Here is an 11,768-nt window from a genome sequence, read left to right on the forward strand (position 1 = left end):
ATTTCGACCCGCTAGTGTCGCTCAACGGTCCCCAAAAAGCAAGCGTCTGCACAAAGATTGGGCAGACGCTGAAGGGCTTTGCAGGGGTTTTAAGTTAGCGCTTGCTATTCTTTTAAGGCTTACCGCAGGGCGTTGGCATCGGCCACGGTGAGGGCTGTCATGTTCACAATACGACGCACGGTAGCACTGGGTGTCAGGATATGAACCGGCTTGGCTGCGCCCAGCAGCACGGGGCCGATGGCAATGCCGCCACCTGCTGCGGTCTTGAGCAGGTTGTAGGCAATGTTGGCGGCGTCGATGTTGGGGAACACCAGCAAGTTGGCGTCGCCAGTCAGCTCGCTGCTGGGCATGAGCGCCGAGCGGGCCTTGCCGTCCAGCGCCACGTCGCCATGCATTTCACCGTCCACTTCCAGCCAGGGGGCCTGCTGGCGCAGCAGTTCCAGCGTCCGGCGCATTTTTACGGCGCTGGGGCTGTTGCTGGTGCCGAAGTTGGAGTGCGACAGCAGCGCCGCCTTGGGCTTGATGCCAAAGCGCATCATTTCCTCGGCGGCCAGGGCGGTGATCTCTGCCAGCTCCTGTGGCGTGGGGTCGTAGTTGACGTGCGTGTCCACCAGGAACACCTGGCGGCCTGGCAGCATCAGACCGTTCATGCAGGCGTACACCGGCACATCCTGCTCGGTGCTGTCGGCGCCGCCTGCATGCTTGCCGATGACCTGGTCGATGTACATCAGGTGGTTGGCGGTGGTGCCCCAAGTACCGCAGATCAGGCCGTCCACTTCGCCCTTGTGCAGCATCATCGAACCGATGAGCGTGAGGCGGCGGCGCATCTCGATCTTGGCAACCTGCTGGGTGATGCCCTTGCGCTCGGTCATGCGGTGGTAGGTCTGCCAGAAGTCGCGGTAGCGGTGGTCGAAGTCGGTGTTGACCACGTCGTAGTCCACGCCTTCCTTCAGGCGCAGGCCAAACTTTTCGATGCGCTGGGCAATGATGGCGGGGCGGCCGATCAGCGTGGGGCGCGCCACCTTTTCGTCCACCACGATCTGCGCAGCACGCAGCACGCGTTCTTCTTCGCCCTCGGCATAGGCCACCCGCTTCTTGGCGGCATTGCGGGCCGCGTCGAAGATGGGCTTCATCGTCGTGCCCGAGGCATACACAAAGGTCTGCAGCCGGTCGCGGTACGCGTCCATGTCAGCAATGGGGCGCTGTGCCACGCCGCTGTCCATGGCGGCCTGGGCCACGGCGGGCGCGATCTTCATCATCAGGCGCGGGTCGAACGGCTTGGGAATCAGGTACTCGGGCCCGAAGGTCAGCTTCTCGCCCACGTAGGCGGCGGCCACCACCTCGCTTTGTTCGGCCTGTGCCAGCTCGGCAATCGCGTGCACCGCGGCAATCTCCATCTCATCAGTGATGGTGGTGGCACCGCAGTCCAGTGCCCCACGGAAGATGTATGGGAAGCACAGGACGTTGTTCACCTGGTTCGGATAGTCCGAGCGGCCCGTGGCCATGATGATGTCGTTGCGCACGCTGTGCGCCAGCTCGGGCGTGATCTCGGGGTTGGGGTTGGCCAGCGCGAAGATCACCGGGCGCTCGGCCATGGTGGCCACCATCTCGGGCTTGAGTACGTTGCCGGCCGACAGGCCCAGGAATACGTCGGCGCCGACCATCACCTCGGCCAGCTTGCGCGCGTCGGTCTTCTGCATGAACTGGCGCTTGTCGTCGTCCATCAGCTCTTCGCGGCCTTCATACACCACACCAGCCAGGTCGGTGACGAACACGTTCTTGCGCTGCACGCCCACCTTGAGCAGCAGGTTTAGGCAGGCCAGGGCCGCCGCACCCGCGCCGCTGGTGACCAGCTTCACGTCTTCGATCTTCTTGTTGGCGACCTTGAGCGCATTCACGACGGCAGCCGCCACCGTGATCGCCGTGCCGTGCTGGTCGTCGTGGAAGACCGGGATCTTCATGCGCTTGCGCAGCTCGCGCTCCACATAGAAGCAGTCGGGGGCCTTGATGTCTTCGAGGTTCACGGCGCCAAAGGTCGGCTCCAGTGCCGCAATCACCTCCACCAGCTTGGCGGGGTCCTTCTCGTCGATCTCGATGTCGAACACGTCCACGCCCGCGAACTTCTTGAACAGGACGGCCTTGCCTTCCATCACCGGCTTGGAGGCCAGCGCACCAATGTCGCCCAGGCCCAGCACGGCCGTGCCGTTGCTGATCACGGCGACCAGGTTGCCGCGCGAGGTGTAGCGGAAGGCGTTGGCCGGGTCCTTGACGATCTCTTCGCAGGGCGCTGCCACGCCGGGCGAGTAGGCCAGCGCGAGATCGTGCTGGTTGATCATCTGCTTGGTCGCGGCAATCGCCAGCTTGCCGGGCTTGGGAAACTCGTGGTACTCGAGAGCGGCACGGCGCAACTGGGCACGCTTGTCGGAATCGTTGTTGTTCTGGGCCGTGGTGTTCTCGGGCATTCAGTGTCTCCAACTCAGGGGTGAGGGGCCAAAACCGTACTCCAGCGGGTCTGCAGCAGGCTGTCAGCTTTGTAAGGGTCTGCGATTGTAGGGGGATGTGCGTAAAAACCCTAGTAAGCGAATCTGCTTACAGAGGGGCTGTTTGCCCATTGATTGTGTCGTGCGGGCAGGGTTTTGAGACCTCCGTATCCATGCACAAAAGCTATGAAGTGTTTTGCTTTTTGATGGGTAAGACCTCGGCATCCGAAAACGGGTCGCTTCATGGGCTCTTCTTGCGCCAAAAGACGGCATGCCACGCCAGCCATGCGCATTTGCATGGCTCGCCTTCAAACGCCCTGGCACGGCACAGAACGAAAAAAGGCCCCACGTGGGGCCTTTTCGTCGAAAAGTGGATGCTGGTGCTTCAGCGGCTGCTCGGGAAGCTGAACACCGCCCCCTCACGCACGCCCGCCGAGGGCCAGCGCTGCGTGATGGTCTTGCGCTTGGTGTAGAAGCGCACGGCGTCGGGACCGTAGGCGTGCAGGTCGCCGAACAGGCTGCGCTTCCAGCCGCCGAACGAGTGGTAGGCAACCGGCACGGGCAGGGGCACGTTCACGCCCACCATGCCGACCTGGATGTGGTCGGTGAAGTAGCGGGCGGCCTCGCCGTCGCGGGTGAAGATGCAGGTGCCGTTGCCGTATTCATGGTCGTTGATGAGCTGCATGGCTTCCTGCAGCGTCTTCACGCGCACCACGCCCAGCACGGGGCCGAAGATTTCTTCCTGGTAGATCTTCATGCCGGGCTTGACGTTGTCAAACAGGCAGGCGCCCAGGAAATAGCCGTTCTCGTGGCCTGCCGCCACCTTCACGCCACGGCCATCCACCACCAGCGTGGCGCCTTCGGCCACGCCGCTGTCCACATAGGCCTTCACCTTCTCGAAGTGCGGCTTGGTCACCAGCGGGCCCATGTCGTTGCTGTTGTCGGTGCCGGGGCCGACCTTCATCTTGGCGATCTCGGTCTTGAGGCCCGCAATCACGGCATCACCCACTTCGTCGCCCACGGCCACCAGCAGCGGGATGGCCATGCAGCGCTCGCCGCACGATCCATACGCCGCGCCCATCAGGGCGCTCACGGCGTTGCCCACATCGGCGTCGGGCATCAGCACGGCGTGGTTCTTGGCACCGCCCAGGGCCTGCACGCGCTTGCCGTGTTTGCAGCCTTCGGCGTAGATGTATTCGGCAATGGGGGTGGAGCCCACAAAGCTTACGGCCTTGACGCGGGGGTCGCGCAGCAGCGTGTCCACGGCCAGCTTGTCGCCGTTGACGACGTTCAGCACGCCGGGCGGCAAGCCCGCTTCCAACGCGAGCTGGGCGATGAACAGCGTGGAGGAGGGATCGCGCTCCGAAGGCTTGAGCACAAAGGTGTTGCCGCAGGCCACGGCCATGGGCCACATCCACAGCGGCACCATGGCCGGGAAGTTGAAGGGCGTGATGCCTGCAGTGACGCCCAGTGCCTGGAACTCACTCCATGAGTCGATGTTGGGGCCCACGTTGCGGCTGTGCTCGCCCTTGAGCAGTTCGGGCGCGTAGCTCGCGTATTCGACGTTTTCAATGCCACGCTGCAGCTCACCGTGTGCATCGGCCAGAACCTTGCCGTGTTCGGCGGTGATCAGGGCGGCGATCTTGTCGGCGTTTTCTTCGAGCAGGACTTTCAGCTTGCTCATCACGCGCGCACGCTTGAGCGGCGGCGTGTTGCGCCAGGCCGGAAACGCGGCCTCGGCCGAGGCAATGGCCGCCTCGACCGTAGCCTGGCTTGCCAGGGCCACGCTGGTGGTGGACAGGCCGGTGGCGGGGTCAAACACGGGCTGCGTACGGGCGGTGTCGGCGACGATCTGGCCGTCGATGAGATGGCCGATGGTGGTGGTGACGTTTTTGTCGTGGTTCATGGTGTTTTCAAGTAAAAAGTGCCACAAGCGCTAGTGAAACATGCGCTGATAGCTACCAAATTTATAGTATTCAAGCCGCAGCAGCCCGGGGCTCCAGTGCGGGCAGCACATGCCCCAAGGCGCGGTCGATGAACTCCTGCTTCTCGCCCACCGGGGCAAAGTAGTGCAGCACTTCGCGCGCGGCGTCCAGCCCCTTGAGGCGGGCGATCAGCCACGCCACCAGGTACTGCGAGGCCAGGCACCCGCCCGCCGTGGCCACGTTGCCGTGGGCCGCAAACGCGCGCGGCACCACGTCCACGCCCGACTCCACCACCCACGGCTTGCTGGTCAGGTCCGTACAGGCGGGCGTGCCGCTCAGCAGGCCCAGGCGGCTGAGCAGGAAGGTGCCAGAGCACTGCGCCGCCAGCAACTGGCGGGCGGGGTTCAGCACCCTTAGCTGTTCCATCAGCGCGGGGGTGTTGGCCACCTCACGCGTCTTCATGCCGCTGCCCACCAGCACCGCGTCGGCCTCAGCCAACTGGCTCAGGTCTTCGTGCGCGTCGATGGTCAGCCCGTTCATGGACGTGATGCGGGGCGTGGGGCTCGCAATGCGCACCTGCCAGTCCTTGTCGCCCAGCAGCGCGATGCGATTGAGCATGCCAAATGCCACCAGCGAATCCAGGTCGTTGAAGGCATCGAAGGTGAGGATGGAAATGCGCATGGAGGGGCAGGCTGGCTGGCGAAGGAAGCTCAGGCGGTTTCTTGCAAGGCGTCGCCCAGGGCGCTAATCAGGCGGTCGATTTCGGCCTGGGTGCTGATGAACGGCGGTGCCAGCTGGATGGTGTCGCCACCGTAGCGCACGTAAAAGCCCTTCTTCCAGCAGTTCATGGCGATCTCATAGGGGCGCTTGGCAGGCTCGCCGGGCAGCGCCGCAATGGTGAAGCCGGCCGCCAGGCCAAAGTTGCGGATGTCGGCCACATGCTTGGCGCCCTTGAGGCTGTGCACAGCCTGCTCGAAGTACGGGGCCAGCGCCTTCACGCGGCCGACCATGTCTTCGTTTTGCAGGATGTCGAGCGCCGCAATGCCCGCCGCGCAGGCCACGGGGTGGGCCGAGTAGGTGTAGCCGTGCGGGAATTCGAGCATGTACTCCGGCCCGCCCGCGGCCATGAAGGTGTCGTAGATTTCCTTGGTAGCCACCACGCCGCCCAGCGGCTGCGCGCCGTTGGTGACCTGCTTGGCAAAATTCAGGATGTCGGGCGTCACGCCGAAGGCTTCGGCACCCGTCCAGGCGCCGCTGCGGCCAAAACCGCTGATCACTTCGTCAAAAATCAGCAAGATGTTGTTTTGGGTGCAGATCTCGCGCAGGCGCTGCAGGTAGCCCACCGGCGGGATCACCACACCGGCGGAGCCCGAGAAGGGCTCGACGATCACGGCGGCGATGTTGCTCGCATCGTGCAGTGCAATCACTTCCAGCAGGCGGTCGGCCAGTTCCTTGCCCGTGGGCGGCATGCCCTTGTGGAACGAGCCTGCGGGCGGCTGGGTGTGGGGCAGGTGGTCGGCTTCCACGCCTTGGCCAAACAGCTTGCGGTTGGCCACGATGCCGCCCACCGAGATGCCGCCAAAGTTCACGCCGTGGTAGCCCTTTTCGCGGCCGATGAGGCGCGTCTTGGTGCCCTGGCCCTTGGCGCGCCAGTAGGCGCGGGCCATCTTCAGAGACGTGTCGGCCGACTCGGAGCCCGAACCGGTGAAGAACACATAGTCCAGCCCAGCAGGCGTCAGTTCCTTCACGCGGTTGGCCAGCTCGAACGACAGCGGGTGGCCAAACTGGAAAGCGGGTGCGTAGTCCAGCTTCATCGCCTGCTTGCCGATGGCTTCGGCGATCTCGCGGCGGCCATGGCCCAACCCGGAGCACCACAGGCCCGACAGGCCGTCAAAAATCTTGCGGCCTTCGCTGTCGGTGAAATAGGCGCCGCTGGCCTCCACGATCATGCGCGGGTTGGCCTTGAACTGGCGGTTGGCCGTATAGGGCATCCAGTGCGCGTCCAGCCACTCGGCGTCCATGCGGGGGCCTTCGGCGCCAGCGGCGGGTTTTTCGATGTTGACGAAGCTCATGGGGTTCTCCAGTGCAAAGGCGGCGACAAAAAAGCGGACAGCCCCAGCGGCCTGGGGCTTGACGTAGGGCATTGTTGCGCCGCCTGTTAATCTCTCAAATAATCCAATATCAATGTTTACTTGACGATTTATGCAAGTAAAAGACCCGATTCCATCCCCCCAAGCTTCAGTGCCCGCAGTACCGGGCAAACACCGCGCTGTGCTGGGCCAGCTCAGCGACATGGACCTGCGCCTGCTGCAGGTGTTCAAGAGCGTGGTGGAGTGCGGCGGCATGTCGGCCGCCGAGCTGGAGCTGAACATCGGCACCAGCACCGTCAGCCGCCACATCAAGGACCTGGAAGCCCGCCTGGGCCTCACGCTGTGCCGCCGGGGGCGGGCGGGGTTTGCGCTGACTGCCGAGGGGCAGCGGGTGTATGACGAAACCCTGCGCCTGCTGGCCTCGGTGCGCAGCTTTCGCGACAGCGTGGACGACATCCACTCGCGCATGGGCGGGCAGCTGGCCGTGGCGGTGTTCGACAAAACCGCCAGCAACCCGGCCGCCCGCATTGGCGAGGCGATTGCCGCCTTCACCGCCCAGGCCCCCGATGTGCAACTGCAACTGCATGTGGGCTCCATCAACGCCATCGAGCGCGGTGTGATCGACGGCAGCTACCAGGTGGGCATCATCCCCGCGCACCGCAGCTCGCAAAGCCTGGCCTACGCCGACCTGTTTGGCGAGACCATGCTGCTGTATTGCGGCGCGGGCCACCCGCTGTTTGGGGCGTCATCGCCTCCGGCCGACTGGCATGCCGTGCGCGGCTACCAGTTTGCGGGGCTGGGCTACCACTCGCCCAATATGGAGTTGAGCCATCAGGCCCGGCTGCAGCGTGCGGCCACGGGGTTTGACCAGGAGTCCATCGCCACGCTGATCCTGTCGGGCCGCTTTCTCGGGTTCTTGCCCGACCACTACGCCGAGGCCTTCGAGCGCCAGGGCCGCATGCAGGCGGTGAACCCGTCGCTGTTCCACTACCACTGCCAGTTTGTGAGCCTGATGCGCCGCTCCCCCGCCCCCGCCCGCGCGGCGCAGGCGTTTGCGCAATGCCTGGAGGATGCGCACCGGCCCGGTCGCTGACAGGGGTATTGCGGGGCTGCGGCTTGCCAGCCGCCGCGGCGCGGCGGACAATTCGCCTTCTTTGCAACATTGTGTGACATCGGGAGCAGCGCCCATGGCCAGCATTTCCTCCATCGGCAGTTCAGGCCTCCAGGCCGCCCAGTTGCGGCTGGACGCGTCGGCCAACAACGTGGCCAACATGAACACCCCCGGCTACCGCCGCGAGGTGGTTGCACAAGAAGAAGTGGCCGAAAGCGCCGGCGTGCGAGCCACCGTGCAGCGCGAACAGGACGCCAAGGGCGTGGCGCTGGAGCAAGAGGCGGTGGAGCAGATGTCGGCCACTTACGCGTTCAAGGCGAATCTGCAGACCATCAAGACGCAGGACGAAATGATGGGCTCCTTGCTGGATGTGAAAGCCTGAGCGCTGCCCATTCACCGCCTGTTTGTGTTCCCACCCCCATGCCCCGCTAGTCGGGGCATGTTCGTTTCTGGCGCAGGCAGAGAGGACTGCCCGCTATCAGTTGGTATCGGCCAGCCCCGCCAGGCGCTGGACCAGCCAGCGTTGAAAGGCCAAGCCCGTGGCGGTGCGGCTGCGCAGTGGAATGGCGTACATGGCGGTACTCCTTGTCGTGAGTTTGTTCAGGCGCCCTGGATGGCGGGATTGCTGTGGGGCGATGGGGTAGCGCTTTGGCGTGCAGCGCGCCGACCAGCCCGGTCCCACGCCTTTTCATGGAAGAAGAAGGCCACCGCCTGCACCGTGGGCTCCAGCAGGCTCAGGGTGAGCGAGGCCCACAGGTTGCCGGTGACGGCATAGGCCACCAGAGCGGCCACGCAGATGTGGATGAGGTAGTAGCTGCCCGTCTTCATCAGCATGGTTTGGTTCTGGCGGGCAACGCGGCGGATGAGGGACATGGCGGACTCCTTGGTTCAACAGAGCCTGCGGCGGTGCAGCAGGGATGGTTGAATGGTAGTGATTCGCAATATCGAAAGCCAATTGATCATCGCTAAGGCGCAGATAGCCGCTATCCAATGACGCCTTACGAAGCGCCGCAGCGCCTATCCCAAACAGACTGGTTCTGCGCGTGAACTAGTTCACGTTCCGCCACTGAAAAAAGCCGCTGCCACCAAAGCCCCCGTTGCTATGATGGCCGCTCTTTTCAACCCCTCTTTTGCTTTGGGAGCACACATGGCCCTCATGGACTTCATCAAGAAACAGTTCATTGACATCATTCAGTGGACCGAAGAGGGGGACGGCACGCTGGCCTGGCGCTTCCCCATGCGCGACATGGAAATCCAGAACGGCGGCACGCTGGTGGTGCGCGAGTCGCAGATGGCCATCTTCGTGAACGAAGGCCAAGTGGCCGACGTGTTTGGCCCCGGCACCTACAAGCTCACCACGCAGACGCTGCCGGTGCTCACATACCTGAAGAACTGGGACAAGCTCTTTGAGTCCCCCTTCAAGAGCGATGTGTACTTCTTCAGCACACGCCAGCAGATCGACCAGAAGTGGGGCACGCCCCAGCCCATCACGATCCGCGACAAGGACTTTGGCGCCGTGCGCCTGCGCGCGTTCGGCAACTACGCCTTCCGTATCGCCGACCCCAAGCTGTTCCACACCGAAATCTCGGGCACGCGCGAGTCCTACCCCGTGGCCGACCTGGAAGGCCAGCTGCGTGGCCTGGTGTTGCAGAACATCAGCAACGCCATTGCCGGTAGCGGCCTGCCGTTCCTGGACCTGGCGGCCAACCAGGTCATGTTTGCCGATGCGCTGACCAAGGAGCTGGCGCCCATCTTCGCCAAACTGGGCATCTTGATCGAGTCCCTCACGGTGCAGAACGTCTCGCTGCCCGAAGAGCTGCAGAAGATCCTCGACCAGAAGATCGGCATGGGCATGGTTGGCAACGACATGGCCAAATTCATGCAGTACCAGACGGCGCAGGCCATCCCCAAATTTGCCGAGGGCGCGGGCAACGGTGGCGGTGTGGCGGGTGACGCCATGGGTCTGGGCGCGGGTGTGGCGCTGGGCCAGGTGCTCGCGCAGAACCTGCAGCAGGGCCTGCAAGGCGGCGGCGCAGCAGCCCAGGCAGCGCCCGCAGCGGCGGCCGCTGCAGTGGGCGTCAAGCCCGAAGACGTGATGGCCACGCTGGAGAAGCTGGGCGAGCTCAAGTCCAAGGGCATCCTCACGCAGGAAGAGTTCGACGCCAAGAAGGCCGAACTGCTCAAGAAGCTCGTCTGATCGATCGGATCGATTGCTATCATAAAAATAGCTGCTTGCGCTGGAGGGATAAGCGCTAGAGGCCAATAGGGCTTCAAAGCCGTTTAGCGCGGCGCGGGCAGAACACTCCACACGATGGCCACCGACCCCACCCAGCGCTATTACCGCGCGCCCTGCCCCGGCTGTGGCGCGCCGGTGGAGTTCAAGAGCGCGCAGTCCACCCATGCCGTCTGCGGCTACTGCCAGAGCACCGTCGTGCGCAGTGGCGATGTGCTCACGCGCCTGGGCAAGATGGCCGAGCTGTTCGACGACCACAGCCCGCTGCAGCTCATGGCCAGCGGGCGCATCCAGCTCGACGGCAAGGACGTTCCCTTTACCCTCATCGGCCGCCTGCAATACAAGGGCGACGCGGGCGTGTGGACCGAATGGGCGGCCTTCCTGAATGACGGCACGCTGGCCACGCTGGGCGAAGACAACGGTGCCTATGTCTTCACCCGGCCCATCGACCCCGGCCGCGAGATGCCTGCGCCCGAGCGCTTTCGCATCGGCACCACCACGGCCATCAACGGCAAACCCTACAGCGTGGCCTACACCGGCCAGGCACAGCTGATCTCGGCCCAGGGCGAGCTGCCCAAACTACCGCCGCTGGGCCAGCCCTTCGGCATGGTCGAGTTGCGCAGTGCCGACGGCGAAGTGGTCAGCATCGACTACGGCCACACCCCGCCCAATGTGGAGCGTGGCAAGGCAGTGCTCCTGGAAGACCTGCAGCTGCAGGGTCTGAAGGACGAATCGGCCAAGGACGAAAAAGGCCGCCAGTTCAACTGCCCGCACTGCGGTGCGCCGGTGCAGGTACAGCTGTCCACCTCCAAGAGCATCACCTGCGGCTCGTGCGCCAGCATCATCAGCCTGGACAGTGGCGTGGGCGGAGAGTTGCGCTCGGCGGAGCAGGACGAACCCGTCCAGCCCCTGATCCCGCTGGGCAGCAAGGGGCAGCTGCAGGGCGTGCACTGGCAGGTGGTGGGCTTTCAGCACCGGATGGGCGTGGAGCCCGGCGATGACGAGCACTTTGGCTGGAGCGAATACCTTCTCTACAACCAGAAGCGTGGCTTCGCGTTCCTGGTCGATTCCGAAGAAGGCTGGAGCATGGTGCGCCCCACCACCGGCGCGCCGCAGATGGCAGCCACGGGTCGCTCCGCCACGTACATGGGCACCAAGTACGACCTCAAGTACACCTACGAGGCCGAGACCACCTATGTGCTGGGCGAGTTCTACTGGCAGGTCACGCGCGGCCAGAAGACCACCAACCGCGACTTTGCGAGCGCCAAGGGCCTGCTGTCGATGGAGCAGAGCCCGAACGAGATCACCTGGTCTGCGGGGGACAAGCTGTCCAGCGACACGGTGGCCAAGGCGTTCAAGCTGGACGACAAGAAAGATGTGCTCCAGCGCGACGACCCTGGCCCGTTCGTGGCCAAATCCGGCCTGGGCTGCGGCACCATCATCATCATCGCCGTGGTGATCCTGATCCTGCTCATCTTGCTCAGCCGTTGCTCCAGCTGCGATCCCCGGGTCGAAAACTGTTCCTCGTCCTCCAGCTACCGAAGCTCGGGGGGCTCGTACGGCGGATATTCGTCGGGCGGCAGCCACAAGTAGTGCGGCGCTTGCTTCTGTTCATCCGCCAGCCACACTCACCGACACCACGTTTCAAGGAGATCACACCATGATGGGATTCGAATGGCTCAAACCCGCGGCATTTCTCGGGTCCATCCTCTACGCCATCATTGGCGTCATCATCTTCTGGCTGGCCTTTGTCATCGTGGACAAGATCACGCCCTATGACCTGTGGCGCGAGATCGTCGAAAAGCAGAACCAGGCCCTGGGCCTGGTGGTGGCCGCGATGTGCCTGGGCATCAGCATCATCGTGGCGGCTGCCATCCATTGACGCATTGACGCGTTTTCGAGCCCCTACCGCCTGAATGAACGAAGCGG

Annotated in this window: 10 protein-coding genes; 5 read left to right on the forward strand and 5 right to left on the reverse strand. The window is 64.0% G+C overall.

Annotated features, from left to right (window positions below):
- Positions 1–119: 119 nt before the first annotated feature.
- The 4 genes from ASD75_RS02035 to ASD75_RS02050 all read right to left on the reverse strand — a co-directional run bounded on the left by ASD75_RS02035 (position 120) and on the right by ASD75_RS02050 (position 6,477).
- Complete coding sequence (locus tag ASD75_RS02035; protein WP_056742688.1) at positions 120–2,462, reverse strand: NADP-dependent malic enzyme; 2,343 nt, start codon at positions 2,460–2,462, stop codon at positions 120–122.
- Between the two features lie 403 nt (positions 2,463–2,865).
- Positions 2,866–4,386, reverse strand: a complete 1,521-nt coding sequence (locus tag ASD75_RS02040; protein WP_056742690.1) for a CoA-acylating methylmalonate-semialdehyde dehydrogenase — start codon at positions 4,384–4,386, stop codon at positions 2,866–2,868.
- Positions 4,387–4,456: 70 nt separating this feature from the next.
- Positions 4,457–5,086: a DJ-1/PfpI family protein gene (locus ASD75_RS02045; RefSeq protein WP_056742692.1), complete on the reverse strand. Its 630-nt coding sequence runs from the start codon at positions 5,084–5,086 to the stop codon at positions 4,457–4,459.
- 29 nt (positions 5,087–5,115) lie between these two features.
- Entirely contained in the window at positions 5,116–6,477 is a 1,362-nt protein-coding gene (locus ASD75_RS02050) for an aspartate aminotransferase family protein (protein WP_056057624.1), read from the reverse strand.
- Positions 6,478–6,607: 130 nt separating this feature from the next.
- Between ASD75_RS02050 and ASD75_RS02055 the strand changes: the two genes are divergently transcribed.
- Both ASD75_RS02055 and ASD75_RS02060 read left to right on the forward strand, forming a co-directional pair.
- A complete protein-coding gene (locus tag ASD75_RS02055; protein WP_056056721.1) occupies positions 6,608–7,588 on the forward strand; it encodes a LysR family transcriptional regulator in 981 nt (326 codons plus the stop codon).
- A 94-nt stretch (positions 7,589–7,682) separates the two neighbouring features.
- Positions 7,683–7,988: a flagellar basal body protein gene (locus tag ASD75_RS02060; RefSeq protein ID WP_015016359.1), complete on the forward strand. Its 306-nt coding sequence runs from the start codon at positions 7,683–7,685 to the stop codon at positions 7,986–7,988.
- 218 nt (positions 7,989–8,206) lie between these two features.
- Here the strand turns inward: ASD75_RS02060 and ASD75_RS02065 are convergent, their stop codons facing one another.
- Entirely contained in the window at positions 8,207–8,479 is a 273-nt protein-coding gene (locus ASD75_RS02065; RefSeq protein ID WP_056056719.1) for a DUF2061 domain-containing protein, read from the reverse strand.
- Positions 8,480–8,753: 274 nt separating this feature from the next.
- On the opposite strand from ASD75_RS02065, the gene ASD75_RS02070 reads away from it, so the two are divergent.
- From ASD75_RS02070 to ASD75_RS02080, 3 genes are all read left to right on the forward strand, one after another.
- Entirely contained in the window at positions 8,754–9,803 is a 1,050-nt protein-coding gene (locus tag ASD75_RS02070; RefSeq protein WP_056056717.1) for an SPFH domain-containing protein, read from the forward strand.
- 114 nt (positions 9,804–9,917) lie between these two features.
- Positions 9,918–11,432, forward strand: a complete 1,515-nt coding sequence (locus ASD75_RS02075; protein ID WP_056742694.1) for a DUF4178 domain-containing protein — start codon at positions 9,918–9,920, stop codon at positions 11,430–11,432.
- A 70-nt stretch (positions 11,433–11,502) separates the two neighbouring features.
- On the forward strand, positions 11,503–11,721 hold the full coding sequence (locus tag ASD75_RS02080; RefSeq protein WP_015016355.1) for a DUF350 domain-containing protein: 219 nt from the start codon (positions 11,503–11,505) through the stop codon (positions 11,719–11,721).
- The last annotated feature ends 47 nt before the right edge of the window (positions 11,722–11,768 follow it).

This window comes from Acidovorax sp. Root568 (assembly GCF_001427445.1).
Lineage (GTDB): Bacteria > Pseudomonadota > Gammaproteobacteria > Burkholderiales > Burkholderiaceae_C > Acidovorax > Acidovorax delafieldii.

Excerpts from the sequence above, each read along its gene's own strand:
- ASD75_RS02060 (WP_015016359.1), top strand. The coding sequence starts at position 7,683 with ATGGCCAGCATTTCCTCCATCGGCAGTTCAGGCCTCCAGGCCGCCCAG.
- ASD75_RS02070 (WP_056056717.1), top strand. The coding sequence starts at position 8,754 with ATGGCCCTCATGGACTTCATCAAGAAACAGTTCATTGACATCATTCAG.
- ASD75_RS02040 (WP_056742690.1), bottom strand. The coding sequence starts at position 4,386 with ATGAACCACGACAAAAACGTCACCACCACCATCGGCCATCTCATCGAC.
- ASD75_RS02065 (WP_056056719.1), bottom strand. The coding sequence starts at position 8,479 with ATGTCCCTCATCCGCCGCGTTGCCCGCCAGAACCAAACCATGCTGATG.
- ASD75_RS02055 (WP_056056721.1), top strand. The coding sequence starts at position 6,608 with ATGCAAGTAAAAGACCCGATTCCATCCCCCCAAGCTTCAGTGCCCGCA.
- ASD75_RS02050 (WP_056057624.1), bottom strand. The coding sequence starts at position 6,477 with ATGAGCTTCGTCAACATCGAAAAACCCGCCGCTGGCGCCGAAGGCCCC.
- ASD75_RS02035 (WP_056742688.1), bottom strand. The coding sequence starts at position 2,462 with ATGCCCGAGAACACCACGGCCCAGAACAACAACGATTCCGACAAGCGT.
- ASD75_RS02080 (WP_015016355.1), top strand. The coding sequence starts at position 11,503 with ATGGGATTCGAATGGCTCAAACCCGCGGCATTTCTCGGGTCCATCCTC.
- ASD75_RS02045 (WP_056742692.1), bottom strand. The coding sequence starts at position 5,086 with ATGCGCATTTCCATCCTCACCTTCGATGCCTTCAACGACCTGGATTCG.
- ASD75_RS02075 (WP_056742694.1), top strand. The coding sequence starts at position 9,918 with ATGGCCACCGACCCCACCCAGCGCTATTACCGCGCGCCCTGCCCCGGC.